Source organism: Mycoplasma tauri (assembly GCF_016925555.1).
GTDB classification, from domain to species: domain Bacteria; phylum Bacillota_I; class Bacilli_A; order Mycoplasmatales; family Metamycoplasmataceae; genus Mycoplasmopsis; species Mycoplasmopsis tauri.
On sequence record NZ_CP070479.1, the window covers coordinates 315,773 to 342,608 of the forward strand.

General features: G+C 26.6%; 23 protein-coding genes. 16 read left to right on the forward strand and 7 right to left on the reverse strand.

Features of this window, described 5'->3' with window-relative positions:
• The first annotated feature begins 35 nt into the window (after positions 1–35).
• A complete protein-coding gene (locus JS510_RS01350) occupies positions 36–851 on the forward strand; it encodes a hypothetical protein (protein WP_205517583.1) in 816 nt (271 codons plus the stop codon).
• A 90-nt stretch (positions 852–941) separates the two neighbouring features.
• Here the strand turns inward: JS510_RS01350 and JS510_RS01355 are convergent, their stop codons facing one another.
• Both JS510_RS01355 and dnaE read right to left on the reverse strand, forming a co-directional pair.
• Positions 942–1,853 (reverse strand): 5'-3' exonuclease, encoded by a 912-nt coding sequence (locus tag JS510_RS01355; protein WP_205517584.1) that lies wholly within the window; start codon positions 1,851–1,853, stop codon positions 942–944.
• Between the two features lies 1 nt (position 1,854).
• A complete protein-coding gene (gene dnaE / locus JS510_RS01360; RefSeq protein ID WP_205517585.1) occupies positions 1,855–4,779 on the reverse strand; it encodes a DNA polymerase III subunit alpha in 2,925 nt (974 codons plus the stop codon).
• Between the two features lie 73 nt (positions 4,780–4,852).
• On the opposite strand from dnaE, the gene mnmG reads away from it, so the two are divergent.
• From mnmG to JS510_RS01380, 4 genes are all read left to right on the forward strand, one after another.
• Positions 4,853–6,688, forward strand: coding sequence for a tRNA uridine-5-carboxymethylaminomethyl(34) synthesis enzyme MnmG (gene mnmG / locus JS510_RS01365; protein WP_205517586.1), 1,836 nt, complete (start codon positions 4,853–4,855; stop codon positions 6,686–6,688).
• A 38-nt stretch (positions 6,689–6,726) separates the two neighbouring features.
• Entirely contained in the window at positions 6,727–7,179 is a 453-nt protein-coding gene (locus JS510_RS01370) for a 23S rRNA (pseudouridine(1915)-N(3))-methyltransferase RlmH (protein WP_205517587.1), read from the forward strand.
• Between the two features lie 72 nt (positions 7,180–7,251).
• On the forward strand, positions 7,252–9,018 hold the full coding sequence (locus JS510_RS01375) for an MATE family efflux transporter (protein WP_205517588.1): 1,767 nt from the start codon (positions 7,252–7,254) through the stop codon (positions 9,016–9,018).
• Positions 9,019–9,070: 52 nt separating this feature from the next.
• A complete protein-coding gene (locus tag JS510_RS01380; RefSeq protein ID WP_205517589.1) occupies positions 9,071–10,069 on the forward strand; it encodes a hypothetical protein in 999 nt (332 codons plus the stop codon).
• Here JS510_RS01380 and rsmD read toward each other — a convergent pair.
• On the reverse strand, positions 10,066–10,614 hold the full coding sequence (gene rsmD / locus JS510_RS01385) for a 16S rRNA (guanine(966)-N(2))-methyltransferase RsmD (RefSeq protein WP_205517590.1): 549 nt from the start codon (positions 10,612–10,614) through the stop codon (positions 10,066–10,068). The genes JS510_RS01380 and rsmD overlap by 4 nt on opposite strands.
• An 80-nt stretch (positions 10,615–10,694) precedes the next feature.
• Here rsmD and def point away from each other — a divergent pair, with 80 nt between their 5' ends.
• The 7 genes from def (at position 10,695) to mf1 (ending at position 18,657) form a co-directional block, all read left to right on the forward strand.
• A complete protein-coding gene (gene def, locus JS510_RS01390) occupies positions 10,695–11,258 on the forward strand; it encodes a peptide deformylase (RefSeq protein ID WP_205517591.1) in 564 nt (187 codons plus the stop codon).
• A 19-nt stretch (positions 11,259–11,277) separates the two neighbouring features.
• The gene (locus JS510_RS01395; RefSeq protein WP_205517592.1) at positions 11,278–12,699 is read left to right on the forward strand and encodes a CvpA family protein; all 1,422 of its coding nucleotides are present in this window, start codon (positions 11,278–11,280) and stop codon (positions 12,697–12,699) included.
• A 123-nt stretch (positions 12,700–12,822) separates the two neighbouring features.
• Complete coding sequence (locus JS510_RS01400) at positions 12,823–13,764, forward strand: ABC transporter ATP-binding protein (RefSeq protein ID WP_205517593.1); 942 nt, start codon at positions 12,823–12,825, stop codon at positions 13,762–13,764.
• A 2-nt stretch (positions 13,765–13,766) separates the two neighbouring features.
• A complete protein-coding gene (locus JS510_RS01405; RefSeq protein WP_205517594.1) occupies positions 13,767–14,663 on the forward strand; it encodes an ABC transporter permease in 897 nt (298 codons plus the stop codon).
• A 268-nt stretch (positions 14,664–14,931) separates the two neighbouring features.
• Positions 14,932–15,975: a DUF1015 family protein gene (locus tag JS510_RS01410; RefSeq protein WP_205517595.1), complete on the forward strand. Its 1,044-nt coding sequence runs from the start codon at positions 14,932–14,934 to the stop codon at positions 15,973–15,975.
• A 17-nt stretch (positions 15,976–15,992) separates the two neighbouring features.
• Positions 15,993–17,807: an aminotransferase class I/II-fold pyridoxal phosphate-dependent enzyme gene (locus JS510_RS01415; RefSeq protein ID WP_205517596.1), complete on the forward strand. Its 1,815-nt coding sequence runs from the start codon at positions 15,993–15,995 to the stop codon at positions 17,805–17,807.
• A 94-nt stretch (positions 17,808–17,901) separates the two neighbouring features.
• Entirely contained in the window at positions 17,902–18,657 is a 756-nt protein-coding gene (mf1, locus tag JS510_RS01420; RefSeq protein WP_205517597.1) for a diacylglycerol cholinephosphotransferase Mf1, read from the forward strand.
• A gap of 91 nt (positions 18,658–18,748) precedes the next feature.
• Here the strand turns inward: mf1 and JS510_RS01425 are convergent, their stop codons facing one another.
• From JS510_RS01425 to recO, 4 genes are all read right to left on the reverse strand, one after another.
• Positions 18,749–20,140, reverse strand: a complete 1,392-nt coding sequence (locus tag JS510_RS01425; protein ID WP_205517598.1) for an HAD family acid phosphatase — start codon at positions 20,138–20,140, stop codon at positions 18,749–18,751.
• Positions 20,141–20,297: 157 nt separating this feature from the next.
• Positions 20,298–21,296, reverse strand: coding sequence for a DHH family phosphoesterase (locus JS510_RS01430; protein ID WP_223657529.1), 999 nt, complete (start codon positions 21,294–21,296; stop codon positions 20,298–20,300).
• Between the two features lies 1 nt (position 21,297).
• The gene (locus JS510_RS01435; RefSeq protein WP_205517599.1) at positions 21,298–22,266 is read right to left on the reverse strand and encodes a DHH family phosphoesterase; all 969 of its coding nucleotides are present in this window, start codon (positions 22,264–22,266) and stop codon (positions 21,298–21,300) included.
• Between the two features lie 51 nt (positions 22,267–22,317).
• Entirely contained in the window at positions 22,318–23,061 is a 744-nt protein-coding gene (gene recO, locus JS510_RS01440; RefSeq protein ID WP_205517600.1) for a DNA repair protein RecO, read from the reverse strand.
• 107 nt (positions 23,062–23,168) lie between these two features.
• Here recO and JS510_RS01445 point away from each other — a divergent pair, with 107 nt between their 5' ends.
• The 4 genes from JS510_RS01445 to rnc are packed head-to-tail and all read left to right on the forward strand — an operon-like array spanning position 23,169 to position 26,778.
• The gene (locus JS510_RS01445; RefSeq protein WP_205517601.1) at positions 23,169–23,462 is read left to right on the forward strand and encodes a hypothetical protein; all 294 of its coding nucleotides are present in this window, start codon (positions 23,169–23,171) and stop codon (positions 23,460–23,462) included.
• Positions 23,455–25,098, forward strand: coding sequence for a DAK2 domain-containing protein (locus JS510_RS01450; RefSeq protein WP_205517602.1), 1,644 nt, complete (start codon positions 23,455–23,457; stop codon positions 25,096–25,098). Before JS510_RS01445 ends, JS510_RS01450 begins: the two co-directional genes overlap by 8 nt.
• A 14-nt stretch (positions 25,099–25,112) precedes the next feature.
• Positions 25,113–26,114 carry a phosphate acyltransferase PlsX gene (gene plsX / locus JS510_RS01455; protein WP_205517603.1) on the forward strand — a complete coding sequence of 334 codons (1,002 nt, stop codon included), beginning with the start codon at positions 25,113–25,115 and terminating at the stop codon, positions 26,112–26,114.
• Positions 26,107–26,778, forward strand: a complete 672-nt coding sequence (gene rnc, locus JS510_RS01460; protein ID WP_205517604.1) for a ribonuclease III — start codon at positions 26,107–26,109, stop codon at positions 26,776–26,778. Before plsX ends, rnc begins: the two co-directional genes overlap by 8 nt.
• Positions 26,779–26,836 lie beyond the last annotated feature (58 nt).

Here is a 26,836-nt window from a genome sequence, read left to right on the forward strand (position 1 = left end):
TTTTAAATATAACTTATATAAGGAGCTATTAAAACATGAAAAAACTTAATAAATTATTTTTATTATCAACTCCAGCTATTTTTCTAACACCTTTAGTTGCTTTATCTTGCGCTAAAGAAGAAAAACCAGCTGTACAAGATGAATCAAAAACCACTACACAGAATGAATCAAAACCAGCAGGTCAAGATAATCAAAAGCCTGGTACACAAGACGAATCAAAACCAGCAGGCCACAAAACTGTTTATGAAACAAGAATAAAAACAGTAAATAGTGATAATTATGCAAATTCTGTTACAACACTTAAAAAATCAATGGAAAAAATTTCAAAATCAAACAAATATAAAGATAATAAGATTGTTACAGAAGTAAAAGGATATGTAGATATTTTAAACAATGAAGCAACTGAAGCAAATATATCTGCAGCCAATATTTCTATTGAAAAATTAGGTAACTTATTAATTGAAGAAGCTAAAAAAGATGAAAACTATAAAGATAAAATTTCTCCTGATAGTGAAGTTTTATTAGGAATGAAAAACAAGTTTTCATCCGGCGATAAATTTATAGCTTTATATAGTGATGGTTTTGGTCGTAGTATAGGTAGAATAATACTTTTATCAGATGAATTTAAAGAATTTTTCAATGCTTTAAAGAAAATATTCGACTTTGTAACTGCTGAACCAAATGAATATGGCGGTCAAGTAAGTCAACACGCTCATGGAGCAACAGCAAAAATGACTGGTGACAAGTATTCAATTACATTTATGGTTGGTATTAAACTTGGACTAGATGATAGCATTAAAGATATACCATTATTTTCTGAAAACACAATAATAGAAATATCAATAGCTTAATAAAAAACAAACAAAAAACTATTACAAAAAAAGTTAACACTTATGTATAAAGCATGTTAACTTTTTTTCTATTTTTAAAAATGTTTGTTCTTACTTTTTATATTTTGATGATAGATTATTTTTATATTGATCTAATACGTTGTATAAACTGTACTCATTAAGAATATTCACAGCATTTATATCTAGTTCAATTAATAAATCATTAATAGAATAAGGAAGTTTAACATCTTTGTTCAATACAGCTAATTTTTTACAAAAGAATGCTGATTCTTTGTCATTTATTAAATATTCTCTTGTTTTTCCTTTTACATCTATTAAACAGTCGTATATGTTTTCTAATGTTTCATATTCTTTTAATAATGCTATTGCTCTTTTTTCGCCTATTCCTTGGACACCTTTTAAGTTATCAGAAGAGTCACCAGCTAGGCCTTTATAGTCTGGAATTTGTTCGGGTTTGATACCATATAATAATTTGAAATTTAAAATTGTAATGAGATCATATGTACTAAATTTATTTGCATCCTTTATAGTTGATATAATTGAATTATTTTCATTTACAAGTTGCAATAAATCTTTGTCTTTTGAATAAATATAATTGTGAAATTGATCATTTTTTGTAGCTATTGTAGCTATTAAATCATCAGCTTCATCTCCTTCTTTTTCAGCTCATTTTATATTCATTGATGTAAGGACTTCTTTTACTAATTTGAATTGTTCGAAAATAATTTCTGGCGCCTTTGTTCTTCCTGTTTTATAGTTTTCATAAATTTCATGTCTCTTAGTTTTGCCTTTTGCATCAAATGCTATAAACAAGTGGCTTGGTTCTATATATTTAATTAACTTGAATAATGTGTTGAAAAAAACATGAACACCATTTGTACTAATACCATTTTTAGCCTTTAAAACACTTTCTGGTTTGTAGGGATTATAAGAAGCATAGAATGATTGGAATAGTAAAAAATTACCATCAACAATTAACATTTTTTTACCATTATTTTGCATTTTAATCAACTCCTTTTCAAGATATTAGTCGCATTGTTTTTTTATTTGATTCAACTTCAATTTCTATAATTTTGCCAACTTTAAGAAGAACATTTGTAGATGCTACTTTTTTATTAATAAAGAAAGCATGAGATTTTGAACTATCTCTTAATTCGATTAATGTATATTCTTTTGAATTAAATTCTCTTATTTTTATTATTTCTGTAACTGCTTTGAATATACCATTGTTTTTTTCAATTTTATTAAGATTCATTTTATATTTTTTTTCATATTCAACTGTTTTAAAGGCATTATATACATCACCAAGTAATAATTTTTCATTTTTATTTTCTTGTTCTATATCATATTTTATTTCAGAAATTATATTTGAAGCAGCATTTTCATATCCTTCAAAATCAAGTTCTTGTTTAATGTCATTGTATGTTTTATTACTTTTTGAAAGTAAAATATATTCATTTTCAAAAAACTCATTTATAGATTTAATTTGATTTTGAAAACCAAAGTCTCTAAATACACTAGCTTCTATAAGAAGATTTATTGTTGAATTTTTTAAGCCAGCAAACCTTAGTCTTAATAAAATTTCATAAATTGATAATCCTTTAAATGAACCATTATGTTCAATATCTTGAAGAATTTTTCTAGCGCCTTCAGTGCCAAATCCTTTAATTAAATTAAAAGGTAAATAGATATCTCCATCGTCAATTATCGCTTCATTGGTAAAATGAGTTATATTAGGAGAAAAAACACTAAAATTTAAGCTTCTAAGTTCATTAACATATAGAGATATTTTATTTTGGTCTCCATATGAATTTGAAATAAGGGCACTATAGTAAACTTGTGGATATCTAGCTTTGTAATAAGCCATTTTCATAGTTAAATAAGCATATGAAACTGCATGTGATTTATTAAAACCATATTGAGCAAATTTTTCTATCTTTTCATATATTTGGCTTAATGTTTTTTCAGAATAGTTATTCTTTATTCCACCATCAAAAAATGATTTTTTATATTTTAATAAATCATCTTCTTTCTTTTTACTAATAGCCCTTCTAAATAGGTCTGCTTGTGAAAATGACATACCTGCAACTGATTGAACAATTTGCATTATTTGCTCTTGATAAATAATAATCCCATGAGTTGGGGAAACTATTTTGTCATAATCAGGGTGAATTTTTTCTATTAATGAATTATTTTTTCTATGCTTAGAGTAATCTAAAATATAATCTTTTGGTCCTGGTCTATAAAGAGAAATAATTGCAAATAAATCTTCAAATGAATCTAATCCAACTTGTTTAATGGTTCTTTTCATTCCTGCAGATTCAAGTTGAAATAAGCCTTCAGTATAACCTTTATTTAGAAGATTAATAGCCATTGGATCTTGTAATTCTAGTGGGTTTTCAGTCACTAAATCATCAAATAAAGAAATTCCATATAGTCTTTTTTCTATGTTTTTTATTTCAGTTAAGGTTTTAAGGCCTAATAGATCAACTTTTAAAAGACCAAATTCTTCTAAATATTCCATTGGTATTTGTACTTGTAAAAAACCAGAGCTATTTTCAAAAACAGGTACATATTCAGATAAATCCTTATCAGATATAATTATTCCTGCAGCATGGATACCATATTGTCTAGGCAAACCTTGTATTTTTGATGAATGTTCCAATAAAATTGGAAAATTTGTCATTTCTCTTTGGAAAGATAAATTATTTTTATATTCAAGTTCTACTGTTGGATAGTTTATAAAAGTATTAATTGATTTGTTTATTCTATTAATATCTTTTATATCAATTTTTAATTCTCTTCCGGCATCTCTTATTGATTGTTTGATGCCCATAGTTTGAAATGTAGATATAACAGCTGTTCTTTCTTTTCCATATTTATTTTGTAAATATTGAAAAATTTCATCTCTTCTATCATCCTGAATATCAATATCTATATCTGGTCAACTAACTTTTTCAATATTTAAAAATCTTTCAAATAATAAGCCATATCTTAGTGGATTAATTTTAGTTATTCCAAGTAAATAACTCACAAGTGAACCAGAAGCGCTTCCTCTACCAGGGCCAATTGAAATGTTTTTTTCGTTAGCAAATTCAACTAAATCAGCAATTATTAAGAAATAATTAACAAAACCTAACTCACTAATAATTGAAATTTCTTTTTCAAGACGTTCTATAATGATACTTTTGTAAGGCGATAGTTCTTTTCTATGTTTTGTGATTCCTTTTTGAATTTTTTCATTAAATAATTTTTGATTCTCTTTTGTTGAATTACAAAAATTAGGCAAATGAAGTTCCTTTTTAGGAAAAATTACATTGCACTCATCAACAATTTTATTTATTCTATCAATTATTATTTGATCAATTTGATAATTATCAAAGTAATTTAAAAAATATTTTGATAAAGCATTATTTCCAGTGCTTTGAAGTAAATTCAATGTCTTATTATCTGCTTTGTTAAATAATTTATTTTCTTTTATAAAGATTGAATTTGGAATCGAAGGATCAGTCGACGAAACAAAATAATCACAAAAATCAGCTAAATAGTTATTTTTTTCTTTTGCATATAGGCCAGAAATTGGATGATCTAAGACAAAAACATCGCTAATTTTAATATCATCCAATGTTAAATTTTGAATTGATTTTTTCCTAATTAATTTGTTAATTTTTATAAAGCCGTCATAATTTTTTGCAAGCAAAATAAAGCGATATTTATCAACATCTAAATCAACTCCAATTATTGGTTTAATATCATGAATTTTACATTGCTCTAGAAATTCTCCTAAAGCAAACATGTTGTTATGGTCCGTGAGAGCAACAGCTCTTCTGTTATTTTCTTTAGATAAAGAGACTAAATCTTGAATTCTAATTAATGAGTCCAAAAATGAATATTCAGTAGTATTATATAGATCAACGAAATTTTTCATGTTTTTATTATAAATAATAAAAAGCATATTAATAATAACTTTAAAAATATATTAAAATTTATAAATTATGAATATGAATAAAAAATACGAAGCAATTGTCATAGGAGCAGGACACGCTGGATTAGAAGCGGCTTTTGCACTATCAAAAAAAGGACACAAAACTTTATTAATTACTTTTAATGCAAAAAGACTAGGTATGATGCCATGTAATCCATCTATTGGGGGGCCAGCTAAAGGAATAATAACTAGAGAAATCGATGCTCTTGGTGGCATGCAAGGATTATGAGCCGATTTAGCAACAATTCAATTAAAGATGCTAAATTTATCTAAAGGACCTGCAGTTAGAGCTCTTAGGGCACAAATTGATAAGGAAAAATATTCAGAATTGATATCTGAGTATGTTGAAAATCAAGAAAATCTTGATTTACTAGAAAGTGTTGCTGAGGAGATAATAGTTGACGAAAATAACTTTTTTAAAGGTATTCTAATTCAAGGGGGTGCAGTAATAGAGGCTTCTGTTTGCGTTATAACAACAGGAACATACATGAATTCTAGAATATTGCGTGGCAATGAAATTAAAACAAGTGGCCCGGATAATGAATTAACAACTCCTTTAATTAGTGAATCTTTAGCTAAATTAGGTTTTAGTCTGCAAAGATTAAAAACTGGCACACCACCAAGAATTTATGCTGACAGTGTTGATTATTCAAAAGTTCAAGAAGAAGTTCTCGAAGATATAAATTTATCATTTTCAAATAGATCTAATATTTCTGTTCCAAAACAGATTGCATGTTATTTGACATATACTAGTCCTTTAACTCATGAAATAATTAGAAAAAATATTAGTCGTTCAGCCATGTATTCTGGATTAATTGAAGGAATCGGCCCAAGATATTGCCCATCTGTTGAAGATAAAATTGTTAAATTTCCTGATAGAGAAAGACATCAAATTTTCCTTGAACCTGAAACTGCTGATGGGGAAATAATTTATGTTAATGGTCTTTCGACATCTATGCCTGAAGATGTGCAAGCATTGATGGTTAAATCAGTACCGGGACTTGAAAATGCAAAAGTCCAAAAATGAGGTTATGCAATTGAATATGATGCAATTGACCCAATGCAATTAAAACCTTCATTAGAAACAAGGTTAATAAATGGATTATTTACCGCCGGCCAAATAAATGGAACAAGTGGATATGAAGAAGCTGCAGGACAAGGTCTTATTGCTGGAATAAATGCCGCTCTTAAATTAGAAAACAAAGAACCTATTATTATTCTTAGAAATCATGGCTATATTGGAGTAATGATTGATGATTTAATTACTAAAGGAACTAAGGAACCTTATAGAATGTTAACATCAAGAGCCGAATATAGACTACTTTTAAGAAATGACAATGCTGATGAGAGATTAGCTGAATATGCCTATAAATCAGGTATGATTAGCAAAAATGAATATGATGATGTAATTGATAAATATGCTATGATTGATGAAAAAATTCAAGAGCTTTATACTCAGCATTTGTCTGGAAAAAGTGAATTAGCTAAAAAATATAACATTACTAATGGTTCTACTCTTTTAAATGTTTTATCACGTCCTGAAGTAGATCCAAATGATATATTGCCAGATTTTAAATATAAAGATGAAATTACAATAATGGTTCGCTTGCATGGATATATAGAAAAACAAAAAGCAGATGCAAAAAAAGCTATTAGACTTGAAAACTTTAAAATTCCAGAAGATATTGATTATTCAAAAGTTAATAATATTGCAACAGAAGCAAAACAAAAATTTGAAAAAATACGTCCTGCAACAATTGGACAAGCAAGCAGAATAAGTGGAATTAATCCAGCTGATATTCAAATGTTAATGTTTCATATTGATTCAAAAAGAAAAAAGGAAAATGATTAATTTTTAATACTATAAAATAGATATATTAAGAAAATAACATGACAAAAATTAAAATAATAGCTATTGGTTCTTTATCTCCAAAATTTAAATCTATTTTTGATGATTATGCAAAAAAAATTAAATTTTTTTGTGATTTTTCTATTACTGAAATTAAAGAAATAAGTGAAGAAAAAAATATAGATATAAAAATTAAAAAAGAGACTGCATTAATTCTTAATCATATAGATTCATCTCAGCAGGTAATATTGACTTCATTACGTGGTAATTTATATAATTCTTTTGAATTTGCAAATTTGCTAAACAAATTACAAAATAGGAACATTGTGATAATAATTGGTGGCTCAAATGGAGTTGATGAAAGTAAATTTAAAAATAGTATCAAAATCTCATTTTCTAATTTAACATTCCCACACCAATTATTTAGGGTTATGCTTGCAGAACAAATATATAGAGGTTATTCAATCTTGAATAATAACAAATATCATAAATAATTAAAGCAATAAAATATTATAGACTTTAGTCTATAATTTAATTATTTACAAAATTAATAAGAAAGGAGAATTATGGACAAAACTAAGTCGTTAAAGCAAGAACGAGCTGACAAATTATTTGGCCAAACTCCTATAAAGAAAGCTATTTGAATAGTAGCTATACCTAGCTTATTATCAGCAATGATGGTAGGTTTATACTCTTTTGTTGATCAAATATTTATTTTGCAATTTGTACCAAAGTATAGCAATGTTTTTGGGGCACCCGATAGTGAAATCGTTCAATATTTAAATATGTCTTTGCATGACGAAACAGAACTTTTTAAAAATTATTATAGTATGTTGAAAGATTATAATTTGGTTGCTGAAAGCTTAAAACAAACAAAATTGGCTGAAATAACGCCTAATAGCATAGTTTCCACTACATCAGCATCATTTGCATCTGTTATTATTTTTTCAAATTCTATAGTTTTTTTAATACCTGTTGGAGCATCAATTTACTATACAAAATGTATTGGAAAAAAACTTGAAAAAACTGGTAGAGATCTTTGAGCAACAATGTTTTGAACAACAGTAGTACTGTCACTATTAGCAACTACTATTTCGTTTACTTTTGTATGATCTGGGCTTGTGCGCAATTTGGCTGGCCTTACAGAAATTAATAAAGATATTGCACTAAAAGCTAATATAAATCTAGATCAATTGCAAGATTTTTACACTGCAGCAAATAAATTAAGTGTTAAGTGAGCAGAACAATATATTTATATTTATGCAGCAGGGACAATTATTCAAGGTTTAACACTTTATATGTCTTATTTTATACGTTCAGAAGGATATAACACTTATGTTATGGCTTGTGGTATAACTGCTAATGCAATAAATATAGGTCTTGATGCAATTTTTATTATTGTATTACGCTTAGGAGTGCTTGGAGGAGTTATAGCAACTGTCATCGGATGATCGTTTAATGCTATTTGTTTCTTTACTTATATAGCTATAAAAGAGACTAAAAATAAATCTTGGCTTTCATTAAAATATTTATTTAGGTTTAAATTTAATAAGAAATTATTAGGTCCTATTTTATTACTTGGCGTTGGCGGTTTTTTAAGATCATTTGGCGTAGGCCTTTCATTCTTAATGATGAATATTTTGATAACTAAATCGCATTTTGCTATGCCCGAACATTTTCAGTTTTATTGAGCTAAAGGACAACCTATTGTATTGTTATTTTTAACTTCTATTTTTGGAATTAACGATGGAGCAAGAAGTTTATTTTCTTACAATTACACCATAAGAAGAATGGATCGTTGTAAAGAAATTTATCTATGAACTTTATTTGTAGCTATTATTTATTCTGCATTTGTTTATGTTTTTGTAGCTGCAACTGCCAATAACTTATGGCCTTGAATTTTAAATGTGGATTCCGATAAGCTTGAAGGTACAGCAATTTTTCTTAGAATAATAATCCTTAGAGTTCTAGCTCTTTCATTATCAATTAGTTCTCTTTTGGCATTTCAAGGTGCTAATGATATTGGAAAAACAATCTTTTCTTCATCTTTTGAAAATCTTATTTGTTTTTGAATCATAGTTCCTATTGGATATGGAATTGGTTATGCAGTTTGAGCAAATACAGGAAATGCTGTTGCTGCTAATTGAATTATTCTTGGTTCATTTGTTGCGAATTGTTTAATATCATCATTGTTTTTAATGGCATTTTCATGATGATTTGTGACTAAAAAATTACCAAATATTGATCATACTAAATTAAGTTGAAGTAGAAAAATTGAACATAAGTTTTTTGAACAGGCAACAAGAATTGAGTATCCTGAAAGATTTAAATAATTGCTCTTAATACAAATGTATAATTGAAAATAAAAATAAAAAAAGGAATAATATGTCAACAAAAAATATTAATATGAATCAAATCTATTTAAAAACGCAAGGAAAGCTTGCGAATGAAGCTAAGGAGAGCTATAAAAAAATAATTGGCGAAAGAAAATTACCTGCCGCTAAAAAAGTTTTTTGGTTTTTTATTACAACAATGATAACTTATTCACTCGCCTTAATTTTTATAATTCCTTTAGTGTGAATTAATGCTAATGATCCATGAAGAACGCTTGAATTACAAAATAAAAATGCTTTGTCAGATCAAACTAGAAACTTAAGTTGAGCATTTTTTGCATTTATAATTATTTTATTTTTAGTGGCCACATATTTATTATCACTATTTTTCACAAATAGGTTTATTGTTAAACAACAAGCGTATAAAACAGTTAAATTGGAAAAAATATTGCCTTTTATCTTTTCTGAACTTGGTTACAATATATATTTATCTGATGACAATAAAAATATAGACACACATAAAACAATAATTTCAAACAACTATTTTCCTGAAGATAAAATCCAAATAAAAGTTGATCAAAAAAACAATCAAATTGTTGATAATTCAACAAATAACACATGAGTTGTAAATCAATTTTCTATTTATAGAAATAATGATGCACTGGGATATTCTCTTGTTTTTGAATCTGAATTACATTTAGACAAAGGTGTTTCAATGTATGGTTTTAATCAAAATGATTTTACCAAAACATTGATTTCATCAGATACAAGAGATTTTAAATTAATTGATAATGATTTATCAATTTATGCAACTAATGATTTAATTAATAATGAAAATATAGAACTATTAAGAAAATTTTCTACTGAATTTAGACTATTACAAAACAAATTTGGTTTTTGTTATAACAGCCAAAGTAAAAAAATGTACATCTGATTAAATACTCAAAATGAACTTTTTAATATTGAAAAATCGCTTGAAGTTGCATCAACATTATTAAATCATTCTTGAATAATTACTGAAATTATTTCGAGAGTATCAGCATTAATTTAATTTATATGGCTAAGGTATAAAACATACACTTTGCCATATTTTTTTTCTTTTTGAATCATAAAACCTTTTGGTATTTTAATCATTGTGGGATTATCACATTCCACTATAATATAGCCATATTTATCTAAAAAATTATTTTTTGAAATTAAATATAAACATTCATTAAGCAAGTCATATTCTTTATAAGGTGGATCAACAAAAATATAGTCAAAAACTCTATTTATTTTTGTGGTTAAAAAACTTATTGAATCCATATTAAATGTTTCGATATTACTTATGTTTAGTTTTTTAATATTTTTTAATATTGTTTGATAAACCAATTTATTTTTTTCTATAGCTATAGCTTTAGAAGCATAATTGCTTATAGCTTCAATAGCCATTGCTCCAGATCCTGAAAATAGGTCCAAAACTATTTTTCCTTCTAAATTCATTCTTAAAGATGAAAAAATAGCTTCACGAACCCTATCCATTGTTGGTCTAGTATTTTTGTTATCAGGTTGTTCTATTTGGCAATGACGATATTTACCAGAAATTATTCTAATCATAATAACCTACTTATCTATTCACTTATTATTCTACATTTTGATAAGAAACTTTTTATTAATTAATTTATTATAATATCATTATGAAAAAGTTTAATGTTGAAATAGTTCAATTACCAAATAAAGTTTTAAGACAAAAATCAAAAGATGTGCCAATACCACTTAGTGATGAAGATATTGAGTTGGCTGAAAAGATGATTTATCATATTGATGATAGCCAAAAAGAGGGATCAAGATTTAGAGCTGGTGTTGGTGTAGCAGCAGTTCAGTATGGAATTTTAAAACGTGTTTTTTACATAAATATTACACCTGATATGGTTTATAACAATCCAAAAGAAGTTTTAAGGGATGTGTTTTTTAATCCAAAAATTTTAGCTATAAGTGATAGAAAAATTGCAATATCTGAAGGTGAAGGATGTTTAAGTGTTGGAGATAAAATTCCTAATCAAGAAGGGTATGTTTATAGGGCTAAAAGAATTGTTTTTGAAGCTTATTCTTATTTTGAAAAGAAAAGAAAAAGATTTGATCTTAAAGGTTATCCAGCTATAGTTGCCCAACATGAGCTAGATCATCTTGAAGGCAAGTTATTTATTGATAGAATTGATAGAAAAAATCCATGAAATGATAACATTGGTGAAAAATATTAATTATTAAATACGAGGAAATATGATTGAAAATTGAGAATCATTTGCCTTTAATCCCTGATCTGCCTTAATTCCAGTTTTATTAGTTATTTTCGTTTTTATATTTGCAATCATAAGCGGACTTAGAAGAGGAATAATTGGTGGAATTATTGTAATGTCTTTTGGCTTAGTAGGCTGAATTATAGCTCTTTTGATTAGTATTAGTATATCTAACACAATAGTAAATATTATTAATGAAAAATTTTTAAATAATGAAGGATACAATATTGAAGTTATAAAACCATTAATCTGTGGAATATTAATGTTTCTTATACAAATATCATTTTTAATTATTGGTGAAATTATTACTCTTTGTTTTAAAAAAAGAATTAAAAATAAATTTAAAAATAGGAAAGACAACAATGTTTCATCTTTATCATACAGATCTCTTGGTGCCGTTTTGTCATCAATAGGGGTTATACCATGTTCAATTTTAACAGCAAATATTTCTGGAATTGTTTCGACCAATAATCCTATAATTGATGCGAATGATACTATGCTTAAGGCAATTTCATTTAATCAAGCTAAAGGTATTTCAAAATATACTCCTGGTATTATTGGAGGAGCTTATATTGCTGATGAATCAACAACAAAAAAATCTAAAAATGATGATGCTGAAAAAACCACAATTAGTAGTGCTGCTTCTTACTATATTAATCAAATGCTAAATCCATCCAATTATGTTTTAAAAATTGATTTTGATTTTGAAAAAAATGGAAATAAACATAGAATTGTTCAATTTATTTCTGCAGATGGCAAAGTTTTATCATCAAATAACTATTATGATGAAAATGATACAGATGAAAATAGAAAAAAATTTGAAATTTTTGATCAAAAATTTGGAATTGATTCAAAAATTTATTTCCAATTTGATGCTAATAAAAATGGAGAGTTTGAATTTGTTGATCATGAAAAGGAAAGCAATAAATTAACACCACAATCTGAAAAATTAAGCAAAATATTTAGATTTTTTACTTATTCAGAAGAGTCATTTAGTTTATTTGAAACTGTAATAATTAATTTAGCTAAACAAAGTTTAAATGACTTATTTAATGTTTTTTATGACAAAATACAAGAAATTGATAATCATTTAAAAGATTCAGGAGCACAAATTTCTGATTGAGTAATAAAGCTAGATGGCAAAAATTTTGATGAATCTATAAGAAAACTGTTTAAATTCAATATAGCTAATGGTACTAAGATTCAAGTAAGTTCTCAAAAATATATTAATAAATTAAAAAATATATTTGTAAAAATCATGAAAGAAAATGAAAAAATAAGTAATACAGATAATCAATTGGATGAAGAAAATATTAAGAAAAAAGACACAATAAATAGTGCTACTGAAAAAGTTTATTTAATTATGTCTGCATTTATCAATAATTTATTTATTTCTAAAGAGTAATTAAATTTTTGCATTTTATTAAATGCAAAAGTTATGTTTTTTAATAAACTAGTAAATAACTATTAATTAGCATAACTAAAATTAAATTGTATAATTAATTTCATATGTTTTTTGGGAGTATTTATGAGCAAAATTCAATCAAGATTTGAGAACAATGAAATAATAGTTATAAAGAATTTAGAAAAAAGTTTTAAAAATAATAAAGCATTAAAAGGCGTGAGTTTTAGTGTTAAAAAAGGGGAATTGTTTGGTTATTTAGGTTTAAATGGAGCTGGCAAATCAGTGACTTTAAATATTATTTTAGGCTTGCTAAAAAGAGACGGTGGTGAAGTATATATTAATGGCTTAAATATTGATAAAAGGCAGCTTGATATTAGAAACCAAGTTGGTATTGTTTTTCAAGAATCAATTCTTGATCCTGAACTTTCAGTTAGAGAAAACCTTATGATAAGAGCTGCTCTTTACAAAGACTATTTAAATGGTGAAAAAGTAGCCACCGTAGTTAATAAAATTATAGATGAATTTCAACTTAATGATTTTGCTTCCCGCCGTTATGCAACTTTATCGGGCGGTCAAAAAAGACGGGCTGATATTGCTCGTGCTCTAGTTCACAGTCCAAATATATTATTTTTGGATGAACCAACAACAGGGTTGGATCCTAATTCAAGGAAACTTGTTTGATCTATATTGAAGAAAATCCAAAAAACTCGTAATTTAACGATTATGTTAACAACTCACTATATGGAAGAAGCTGATGATTGTTCAAGAGTAATAATTTTAGAAAAAGGTCAAAAATTAGTTGAAGATACCCCAGCAGCTTTAAAAACAAAATATTCTTCTTCAAAACTTCGCATTTATGAAATGTCTGATGATCTAAAAGAATTTATTACTACTAATCCAAATATTAAATATGAAATTGTCAACAAAACGTACATTATAAGTTTTGATACTGTTGCTCAAGGGCATGATTTTGTTGAAAAAAATATAACTGGATTAAAAGATTTTGAATTTAATAAGGGCACAATGGATGAAGTATTTTTAAAAGTAACACAGAAAGGAAATTAAAAATGTATAAATTAATGCACTTAACAAGACGTAATTTAGTAATTTTTTTAAAAGATAAAAGAAGAATGTTTTTCACTTTTATAGCTCCACTAATTGTGCTGCTTTGCTTTGTTTTATTTGCTCGTAGAATTTATTTTTCACAAATGCCAGAAAACTTTCCGGAGCAAATAAAGAATCAATATGCTGATATTTCAATGCTCATTGGTTTGCTTTCAACCACTTTGTTTACTAATGCTGTTAGTTTATCATCAATTATGATTGCAGATGCAGAACGTAAGGTACTGAATGATTTATATATTGCACCAGTACATCCTGGAATTGTAAGATTTAGTTATTTAATTTACAATATTTTTTTGAATATTTCTATAACTCTTTTTATGTTTATTATTGGTATATGTTGAATGGCAATCAATAAAACAATAGTTGTTGATGTTAACTTTGGCAATGTAGATAAAACATATTATGCATTCGATACATCTAAAATATTTACTATTATTGGAATAATATTTCTTGGTGGTATTTTAAATAGTTCAATATTTGTGTTTTTATTAAGCTTTTTAAATAATACTTCAGCATTTAGCGCTATTAGCGCTAGTTTAAGTGCAGTTGCTGGATTTTTGATTGGAGCTTTTGTTCCACTGCATACATTTCCGCGTCCTATTGCTGAATTTAGTTCGCTTATTCCTTCAACACATATTTCTAACATGGTTCGTCATTTTATTATTCAGGATCTTGTATTTTCAGATACAAGCATATTTACTGAAAAACATGCTGCATATGATTATAATGTTTTATTTGGTCAAAATATTAAATGATGAGGATCGCTTATTTATACAATGTCATGAACTGCATTAATGGTGACCCTTAATATTTCTTTATCTAATTTAAAAAGAAAATAACTGAGATATTTTATTAAAAAAATTGTTAAAAATATAGTGAAACCAAAAGTTGAACTAAAAAAACTATTTTAAATTGTTTTTTATGGAATGATACCTATACATTTTAGGTGTCATGCTTGATTGTAAGCTCAGGCTCCACAATTAAATTTTATTTTAATTATGTTGCACTTGAACTTACAATCCAGCAATGATAAAATAAGGTTATTTTTAGTTTTTTATCATTTTATCATTTGGTTTATTTTATAAATTAGAAAAGTGGAGTTCATTAATGAAGTTATTACCAATTAAATTTAGTTATGTTAATGTTTCTAAAAACATATATAGTCCTGATTTTTTAAACTTAGCAAATATATATGATGAAAAAATAAATTTTGATGAAAGAACAAAATTTTTATCAAAGTCAGCAAAAGCTAAACTCAATAATGAAAAAATTGAAAAAAATTGCGAAAGTGTTTACGTATATTGTCAAAATGGAAAATATGGTGTTATTGCAGACTTAGATATTTTAGAATATAAAAATGGAAATATCAAGTGTCATGAACTTGTTTTACCCGATGTTGTACAAGGCATGATTGCAAATTATCAAATTTATAATACAGAAACTTCCCCTGTTTTTATTGTTCATAATGAAGAAATAGATCTTAAACAATTTGTTAAAGAAGTTAAATATAACAAAGTTTATAATTTTGAAAATATAAAATTATTTCAATACACCGAGGGGGGAGCTATAGCTCTACTAGATAAATATAAAAAAATTAATTCTATGTTTATTGCTGATGGCCATCATCGATTGTATGCTACTTCAATGTCAAAAAATAAGAATACTATGTTGACTCAGTTAATGAGTATTTCGCAAGTTGATATATTACCTATTCACAGAATATTAAATAATATAGATGCACAAACATTTGAAAGAGCTAAAACTTTTATAGATAATATGTTTGAGACATCAAATGATAAATATTTGACAAAAGGAAATGTTAGAATAACCTATCAAAATGAATCTTTTGTTGTAAAACTTAAAGATATGCATGAAGACTTATTTTGAAATAATGATGTTTATAGACTTAATACTCAAATAATATCAACAGCTTTTAGAGTTTTAGATTTTAGTAGTTGTGAAACCATTTTTCAAAATGATTTAGAAGCAAGAAAAAAGACACTTTCAAAAAAAGAAGTTCTTTTCGAAGTTTTTTCAGTTGATATTAATGAATTCATGAAATTATCAGATAATAACTGTATATTGCCGCCCAAAGCCACATGTTTTGAACCTAAATTTCCGTCATTTTTGATTTTTAAAAAATATTTTTAAGTAAAGGAGATAATAAAATGCAAGCATTGATTTTAGCGGCTGGTAAGGGAACAAGATTAAAAAAATTAACCAAAGAAAATCCTAAATCTATGGTTAAGATTAATGAAACTACTTTAATAAAAAGAATGTTAGATATTTTGGATAAAAAATCACTAAATCAAATAATTATTTTAACTGGATACAAGAATGATTTATTAAAAAACTATATAAATTCATTAGGTTTAAAAACAAAATTAAAATTTATAAATAATGATAATTATGATTCGACAAATAACATCTATTCTATGTTTTTAGCAAAAAATGAAATGGTTAATGATGACACTTTAACATTAGAATCCGATCTAATATTTGATGAAGAAATTATTGATGAACTACTTAGCGATGATAGAAAAAATTTAGCATTAGTTTCAAAATATGAAAACTGAATGGACGGAAGTTGCCTAAAAATTGATGAGAAAGAAAAAATTACTCATTTTATTTCAAATAAAGATTTTGACTATGATGAAGCAAATCAATATTATAAAACTGTTAATATTTACAAATTTTCTAAAGAATTTTCACAATTAACATACTTTCCTTTTTTAGAAGCATTAATTAGTTCAAGGGGAAAAAATGATTATTATGAAGATGTATTGAAATTAATAGTGCCTTTAAATAACAATTTAATGTTTGCTAAAATTCTTTCTAAAGATCATAAGTGATATGAAATAGATGATGAAGCAGATTTAAATATAGCAGAATCTATTTTTTCAAAAGGTGAAGATAAGTTAATAAGGTTTCAAAATCGCTATGGAGGTTATTGAAGATATCCAAAATTACTAGACTTTTGCTATCTTGTAAATCCATTTTTTCCACCTAAAAAAATGGTAGAAGAATTAAAATATAATTTTAAAACTCTCTTAGAACAATATCCATCTGGACTAGAAGTTAATTCTAATTTATGTGCGAAAATATATGGAATAAAAAAAGAAAGAGTTGTTGTTGGCAATGGTGCTGCTGAATTAATAAAATCATTAATGGAAGGTATGGAAGGCAAAATTGGTTTTGTAAGACCTACTTTTGAGGAATATCCTAATAGATACCCTAATTTAAAGAGTGTAATTTATACTCCTAAAAATGATGAATTTTCATATACTGTTAAAGACTTGATGAATTTTTTTGAAGATAAAGATATTAAAGGTCTAATTTTAATTAATCCTGATAATCCAACTGGGAACTATATTCCTAAAAGTGATGTTATAGACCTTATATATTGAGCTAAAAAAAGAGAAATTGTTTTAATTTATGATGAAAGCTTTTCAGATTTTGCAGATGAAGAAAATAATACTCTTGTAAGCGATGAATTTCTTGAATTATATGAAAAATTAATAGTTATAAAATCTATTTCTAAATCATATGGCATTCCAGGCTGTAGATTAGGATTTTTATGTTCATCAAATGAGAATCTTATAAAAAATATTAAAAAGTCAGTGTCAATTTGAAACATAAATTCTTTTGGAGAATATTATTTACAAATATTTGAAAAATACAAAAAAGACTATTTTATAGCCTTAAAATGCATAAAAAATGCTAGAAAAAATTTTGTTAAAAAGCTTTTAGAAATTAAAGAATTCAGAATTATTCCTAGTCAAGCAAATTACTTGACAATAGAAGTTTTAAAAGGGACTTCAAAGAATTTATGTATTAAAATGCTAGATAAAAACATTTTTATTAAAGATCTTACGTCTAAAATAGGTTTTACTGACAGACAATTTATAAGAGTTGCAGTAAGAAATGAAACTGATAATAACTTATTTATTGAAGCTGTTAAAGCATACTTTGATAAATTTTAATTAAGCAATAAAAAATAAAGTTCTAAAATTATTCTATTTTATATGCTGTATTTTAATATTCTAATATCAATAAAATATTTTTTAGGAGTTAATTATGTATGAAAAACAAATTAAAGCATATGAGTTATTAAAGGAATTTATTAGTATAGCCAATAAACACAGCTTAAAATATATGATTATGTATGGGACTCTTTTGGGTGCAAAAAGACATAGTGGCTTTATCCCTTGAGATGATGATATAGATTTGGTAGTTCCTAAAGAAACTTTAGACTTTTTGATCAAGAATTATCCTTCAAAGATTTATACCCCTGAAAATGGAAATAGTCCATTATTAATTCCAAAGTTTACAAATGATAAACCTGAAAATGAAGATGCGGTTTTTTTAGATCTTTTTCTTACTATACCCACATCAAAAGAAAGGATTAAAAAATTTTTAAGTTTTAAAAATAAAATCAGGTATCTACATACCTTTAGCCGTAGGAAAACATTTAAATGTCAGTGAGGTTTAAGAATAGTTAGATTTTTTTCATTATTAACATGAATTACTAAAAAATATAAAATTACTGATGCTTATGAAGATTTATATGAAAAAGATAGCAATTTAGTATGCGTGTTAAATTTTCCAATTAATAAATTAACATATAAAAATACATATTCAAATCTTAATTATGAAACTAGCATTGAGGATAAATTTGTAGATTTAACTGTAAAAATTCCAAACAATTGGGAAGAAATTTTAATTCAAACGTATGGTAATGATTGAGAAACACCTATAAAGTTCAAAAATTGTGAACACTTAGGTTTGTATGATATGAAAAAGTTTATATATAAAAAGAAAGATAAGAAATAGTTATTATTTAATTTTTTACGGAAAATTTTTACTCAGATTTTTGTTTTCAAAAATACACCCAAATTGGATGTATTTTTTTATGGATAAAAAATTATTTATTTGAAGTTGAAGGTTCTATATCTTTTTTGTATTTTGGATCATTTTGAATTTCTTTAATTGCTTCATAGAATTTTTCAACACTGCCATAGCCATATTCTCTATTTCATCCACCATACAATGCATTCCCTGGAACCATTATGTAAACTTGTTTTCATGGAGAGTTTACATCTTCTAGTTTTTTTGATACAGTGTTAAAATGTTTAACATTTGAACCTTCAAATTTAAAGTAGTCTTTAATTTGATTGTCATATATTTGATTTCTTTCACTGTTGGTCTTGTATTTAGAAATACTGTCAAAGAAATCATCAAAGTTATCTCCAACTTTCATCATTGTTTTTAATTTTATTTTAACTTCTGGAGATTGTAAAGCCCAACCATCAGAATTTTTATCAACGGCTTGCATTCTTATTGTTTTGTTAAATTTACCACCATAAGTATGAGCATCATCAGATGTATTTCAAGTTAATCATGGTTTACTTCTAAATTTAGTGTCTGAGAATTTTTGATTTTTAAATTCAAACTCATTAAAGGTTTTTGCATCATCTTTATTTTCTTTGCTCGCTTTAGCTTCTTCTTCATGAAGATAAGGAATTGCGCCTTTCATCCAGAATTGAAAGTCTTCAACATATTTAACACCTACTGCTTTAAGATTTTTCTTTACAGCATCTCTTATGGCAGTTGATTGGTTCATGTCAGAGTTATAGAATACAAGCCCTCCATTAGAGTGAACATGATTAATAAAATCTACAGCACCAGGTATTGCATTTCTATTACCTAACAAATCCTGTTTCTCTTTTTTACTATGAGAGTGACCGCCAGTTAACATATTATTTGCTTGAGTTCATTCATTTTGTAAAACTGTTTCATCAATGTCCATAAATACAACAGGAATACTTTTTCCGCTCGTTGGAGCATTGATAGTTTTATTATTTCCATCAAATTTTCAAGTTGTATCAAAATGATCTTTGTTTTTATATAATAATTTATCAAAAGCTATTTTTGCAAATTCGTAAGCTTGTTCTTTTGCAATTTTAGCTTCAACAGACTTAATAAATCAAATAACTGCTCCAAAAGAACCCACATCTTTATTTAATGTTTGAATGATTTTGTGTTTTTGTGGCTCAGATAATTTAATACCACTGTTTGATACTAATTTTGTAAGCTCATTAACAGCATCGTTTTTTTGAGTATCATTTAAATCTTTTCATACTGTTTTAATTTGAGCAAAAAGTTCATTAATTGTATTTTTTTGATTTGCAGTTTTATTTTCATCAACTTTTTTAATCTCATCTTGATTTTTGCTACATGAAATAACTGTTAACGGAACTAAAGTTGCAATTGAGGCAGATAAAATTCCAGATAAAAGTATATTTTTTTTCTTCATATTTAAATCCTATTCTTTTTCATATTTATATACTTAAATTAAAAATTAATTATATTAATATAATTTTATATTTTTTTGTAGATTGATTAATTAAATTTACTAAAAATACATGTTTATAGCATAAGTTAAAAAAGAATAAAAAAATAAAGGGTGCCCTTTATTTAACTTGGTCTTCATTACCATACTTTTCTCATCTATCAACTTCAGCATTACAATCATTAATTACTGATTGAATCATGCTAAATGAATCAAGCATAGAACCAGATGCTCTTTCATGACCTCCACCGCCATACTTGACTGCTACATTACGAACACATGGTCCAATAGATCTATATTCAACTCTAATTTTTCCATTTTCTTCTTCATTAAATAGAACTCAAAATGGATATCCTTTTAAGTTACCAATTAAATTAACTCTACATACCTCATTGGGTTTTTTTCCTAATTCTAGTGTTTCTTTATATGTAATTGTTGAATAAGCTACTTTTCCATCTGTTTTAAGATTTTCAAAAATCTTTAAATTAACTTTAAGATCTTCAATATTTTTTTGCGCTAAACCTAAAAATATTTTTTCGGCATTCATTCCTGTTTTATAAAGCAATGCAGCTAATTCATGCGTTCTGTGTGAAGTGTCTGAAAATTGAAAGCACCCGCTATCTGTAACCATACCTAAAAAGATAAATTCTGCTGCTTTTGGGCTAATTTTTCAATTGCATTGGTAAGCTAATTCAGCAATCATTTCGGCCGCTGCAATTCTAGCAGATTCAACTCATCTAGTGCAATTATCTAGGTCATCTCCATTTGGATGGTGGTCAATTCTAAGAGTTTGCGGAAATAAGTTTTTATCTAATACTTCCCTTAAAAATAACCTTTCTTTTCCATTTCCATCAACAACAATACCTAATGATTTTTTAAGAATTTCATCACTTGGAATTTCATCAAATTGAAAATTCATAAAACTAAGTGATCCACCATTATCACCTATAGCATAGACATTTTTGTTTGGATAATTTTCTCTAATTAATTCTCTAAGTCCAAATTGACTTCCTAAACAATCACCATCTGGACGCACATGATGAAATATAACTATTGAATCATATTTTTCTATTAATTCTTTAGCATCATTTCATTTACCTAAAACCATATTGCCTGCCATATTATTTAGCCTCTCATTCAGTTATTGCATTGTTTAAATCTTTTAAAACAACAGGAACCATGTCTCAATTATCTATTGTAATTCCAGCAGCATTATCGTGCCCGCCGCCATTATATTTATTGGCAACTTTATTAACTAATGGACCATTTGAACGTAGCCTTCCACGAACTTTTCCATCTTCAAGTTCTATAAAAAATGCTCAACATGAATTGTCTTCAATGTTTGCGAGTTCATTTACAAATGAAGCTGCTTTTAAGCTATCAAATCCAATTTCTTTCATAACATCTGGTGTTATACAGTAATATAAAACTCTGCCATCTTTTTTAAAGTTTGAAAGTATTTGTCCAATAAATTTGATATCTTGAACAGATCTTTGATTTAAATTTTTGTAGATAAAATCTGGACTAAAATTGCTTTTATCATAAAGGTGAGCTGCAAGTTTAAATGTTCTGCTTGATGTATCTGGATATAAAAATCTACCACTATCTGTAACAATACCTAGAAACACGTGGCTAGCTGCTTTTTTGCTGATTTTTCAATCAGCTTCTCTAGCTATATCTGCAATCATTTCGGCAGCAGCTACATAATGTTCATCAACTCATAAATAGTCATACTCAATATCACTTCCATTTGGATGATGGTCAATTCTTAAAGTTGCGGTAAATTTTTTATCTAATAACAATTGAGAACATTCAATTCTGTCAGAACTAGATGCATCACAAACTATACCAAGCGAGTTTGAAAAATCAATTGAACTTATGTCATCAAAGTCATATTCCATAAAGTCAAAAACACCAACATTGTCTCCAACTTTGTAAACTCTTTTATTAGGATAATTATCTCTAATTAATTCGGCTAAACCTGCTTGACAACCTAAACAGTCTCCATCAGGACGTATATGGTGAAAAATAATTATATTCTTGTATTTTTCTATAGCTTCTATAGCTACTTTTGCATTTCCAATTTTCATTTTTTACTCCTTTTTACATAAAAGTGTTTTTTTGCCTTTTTTATAGGTAAATTATACTTTTTTTATAATTTCTCAATTTATAAAAATTCCATTATAAATAAGGTGATTTATAATATTATTATAAATTTTATTATTGATTTCTGGTGTAACAATTTGACAAAATGTTTCAAAATTTTTAAAAAGATAATAAATGGATTTTAATTCTTTAGTTCATTTTTGATTCATGGTACAACTTCCACATGTATAGCCACCTTGTTTGAAACTAAAGTCGCACAAATTACTAGGAGATTTACAGTTAATACATCTTTCTATTTGTGGATGTATGCCATTGTATTTCAAAAACTTTGAAACTAAATAAGTCTTAGCATAATTATAAAATGTATATGAATCAATGTTAATATTTTTAGTTAATTTTACATAATAGGAATCATAATATTCAAGAATTTTTTTATAAGCTTCAAAAACTTCACTAGAATTTTGCTTAAAGTTTTCAAGGAAATCACACATTTTTGAAACAAACAATAATGTTGCTTTATCACTATAATTAGGCTGTATTTGTAAAACTGCTTTTTTTAATTTACTCATTTTATCTACATTTTTGCTTTTAAAATATTCTAAATTTACAATTGATCCAATTTGCAAATTTTGTCTATTTTTTGAATTGGCCTTAAAAATTCCTGGGCTGTATAAAATTAAGAGACCATTTTTTGTTAAAGCTTTTACAATTGCTGCATATTCTTTTTGCAAATAATTATCAATCTTCAATATGACTACAGACTCTTCTTTTTCTGCCATAATATCCTCATATATTTTTAAAATTATTATTTTAATTATAGTAAAATTTAACATATTAATGTTATTATAATAATCATATTTATTATTTTTAAGGTAGGTATATATTTATGACTAATAATGAAATGGAAAGGATTTTTAAAGAAATCATCTTATCTACTCCTGGTGTTAAACAGTTGTTATATGTTGGAAAAATAGATAACAAAGAATATAATTTTCCTTTTATGGTTGAAAAAAATGATAAAAATGAATGAACTTTTATTGCCACTTTAGAAATAATTAGAAATACTAATGCAAAAGATTTATCTAAAAATATTTCAAAATTATTGAAATATACAATGAAAAAGAAAAATGAAAAAATAGAAAAAATTAACTTGTTTATAGGGGGATTATGTAATGAGTAATCAAAAAAATGATGCTATTGATGGCAAGATTTATTCAAAATTAATTATCTCTGGTGCAAATAATTTAATAAATAATAAGAACAGAATAGATGCACTTAATGTTTTTCCAGTTCCTGATGGAGACACAGGTACCAATATGTCTGGTACAGTTGAAACAGCTGCTAAAGTTCTTGTAAATATTGATAATGAAAACATTGGTGAGGTTTCAGCAATTGTTTCTAAAAATATGCTTTTAGGTGCTAGAGGTAATTCTGGTGTTATTATGAGCCAAATTTTTAAAGGTTTTGCGAATTATTTTCAAAATAAAAAGTCTGTAAGCATCACCGAAATGATTGATGCATTTAAGAGCGCAACAGAGAGAGCGTATCAGTCTGTTTTAAAACCTGTTGAAGGTACAATACTTACTGTTATAAGGGAAACTACTGAAAATTTAGAAAAAGAAGTTAATAAAAATACAACTTTAAAAGAGTTCTTTGAAATTGCTAAAAAATTCGCTCGTATAGCTTGTGACAATACTCCAAACAAGTTAAAAATTCTAAGGGAAGTAGGTGTAACTGACTCAGGTGGAGAAGGTTTATATTCATTCATAGAGGGAATGTCAAAATATATAAATGATGGCACTGTTGTTGAGATCGCACAAGATGAAGTCCAAATTGACAAGTTTATAAGTTCTGATGAGGTTTATTCAGGTGAATTTGGTTATTGTACTGAATTCATTATTGAGCTTAAAAATGAAAAAGAGTTTAATAAAAATGAATTCGAATCATCATTATCTAAGAAGGCTAATTCTTTAGTTGTTGTTCAAGATGGAGAGCTTGTTAAAGTTCATGGACACACACTTAAACCTGGAAATTTATTAAATTTTGGCCAAAAATATGGTGAATTTATAAAAATTAAATCTGAAAACATGAGTCTCCAAGCTGAAGACTCAAGAAATAAAAATGTTTCTTTAAACAATTCTGATACAAATGGCAATAGTTCAAAATGTGCAATTATTTCATGCAATCTTGGCACGGGAATTATTAATAAAATGAAAGATCTTGGTTGTACAGCCATAGTTGAGAGTGGACAAACTCAAAATCCGTCTGCTGCAGACCTAATTGAAGCCATAGAAGCAGTTAAATCTAAAGATGTGTTCATTTTACCTAATAATTCTAATATTTTCTTAACTGCTGAGCAAGCTGCACAAGCAATTAAAAACAAGAAAATTCACATCATACACACAAGGACTCAATTGCAAGGTATCAATGCAATGTTAGCTTTTAATAAAGATTCAAGTGCCGAAGAAAACAAGGAATTAATTGAAGAAGTTGTTAGTATGATTAAAACAGCTGAAATTACAAAAGCGGTTAGATCAACTACTTTAAATGGTATAAAAATCAAAGAAAATGACTATATAGCTATTCTTGATGGCAAAATTATTTCATGTAAATCTTCATATATTGATGCAGCTAAGGCTGTAATAAGTAAAACTGCAAATGAAGAAACACAGGTTATTACTATTTATTATGGAAATGAAGCTTCTGAAGCAGATGCTAATGAGTTGGCTGACTATATTTCTAAATCATATGATTGTGAAGTAGAAACCATAAATGGCAATCAACCTAACTATTACTTCTTTATTGGGTTTGAATAAAATATGGAGGATTTATGTATAAAATAGCTTTTGATGTAAATGGAAATGATAATGGCGTTACAGCTGCCGTATTGGCAAGCTGTAAATTTTTAATTAATAATGAGGATTTTGAAATAATTTTAATTGGCGATAAAGACGAAATAACTAAAGCTTTAACAAAAGTTAAAAATCAACCTAAAAATCTTAAGATAATTGATAATCCAAATATGCCTTCAGATGTTAAAAACATCCATAAATCTCTTAGGGAAAATACTTCAATGAATGAAGCCATCAATCTTGTTGCAAACAGAAAAGCTGATGCTGTTTTATCTAGCGGAGACTCTGGAGCATATTTAGCTTCTGCAACTTTTAAAATTAAAAGATTGCCAGGTATCAATAGAGCAGCTTTTATGCCGATCATGCCAACAATTGTTGGAAGAAAGTTTTTACTTCTTGATGTTGGAGCTAACATTGAAACTAAAAGTGAGTATTTAGTAGAGTGAGCTAAAGTCGCAAATGTTTATGCGAGAGCTCTGTTAAATATTATTAAGCCTAGAGTTTCAATCATTAATATTGGAACAGAAGATTATAAAGGGCTCGAAGCTGTTAAAGTAGCTAATGAAATTTTAAAAAATGATTTTACAATTAATTATGTGGGTTATGTTGAACCCAGAACCATTTTAGAAGGCGTAGCTGATGTTGCAGTAATAGATGGTTATGGCGGTAATTTAGTTTTAAAGAGTCTTGAAGGGGCTATTTTATCCTTTAAAAAATTAATTAAGAATAAGATAATGTCAAAAACTATTAGAAAAATTGGTTATTTATTTTTAAAAGGCTCTTTTAAGGATGTTGCGGAAACACTTGATTATAGAAACGTGGGAGCTGCATGAGTTATTGGACTTAATGGTGTATGTATAAAATCACATGGAAGTAGTGATGAAAAAGCCTATACAGGGGCACTTAATCAAATTAAATTAGCACTTAAAAAGAATATTCTTAATTCTGTCAAAAAAGAACTTGGAGTTGATGATGAGTAGTAAATTTGTTGACTTAATGTCTAAATTTGGCATAGATGTTGACAATTATGCAATTTATAAAGAAGCATTTACACACGGTTCGTCTACTAAAGGTTCTAAAATAAATTATCAAAAATTAGAATTTTTAGGTGATGCAATTTTACAATTCATAGTATCAGATAAAATTTACAAAAATTTTAAACAAATGAATCAAGGAGAGTTAACACTTCTTAGATCAAGGCTTGTTTGTACTGAATCATTAAACGAATTAACCAATAAAATGGGCTTAAAAGATTTTTTGGTTTCTAATTCAAGAGTAAAAATAAATGATGATATTTTAAACTCTAAAAATGTAGGTGCAGATATTTTTGAATCACTTGTTGCTGCTATTTACCTAGATAAAGGGCTAAATGTTGCTAAAGAATTTATCTACAAAACTGTTTTAAAATCTATTGATTCAATAAATCCTAAGCTTGAATTAAAAGATTCTAAAACATTATTACAAGAACACATGCAATCATTTAGTAAACAAAACATAACATACAATACATATTCTATTGATAACAAACTATTTAAAGCTGATGCAATTCATGATGGAATAATCTATGGATCAGGCACTGGTAATAGCAAATTTGAAGCTGAAGAAAATGCTGCTACTATTGCTTTGAAAAAGCTTATTAAATAGATTATCATTCATTAATAATTTATAATTTTTGAGATTTAGTATTATTTTAGATCGGAGC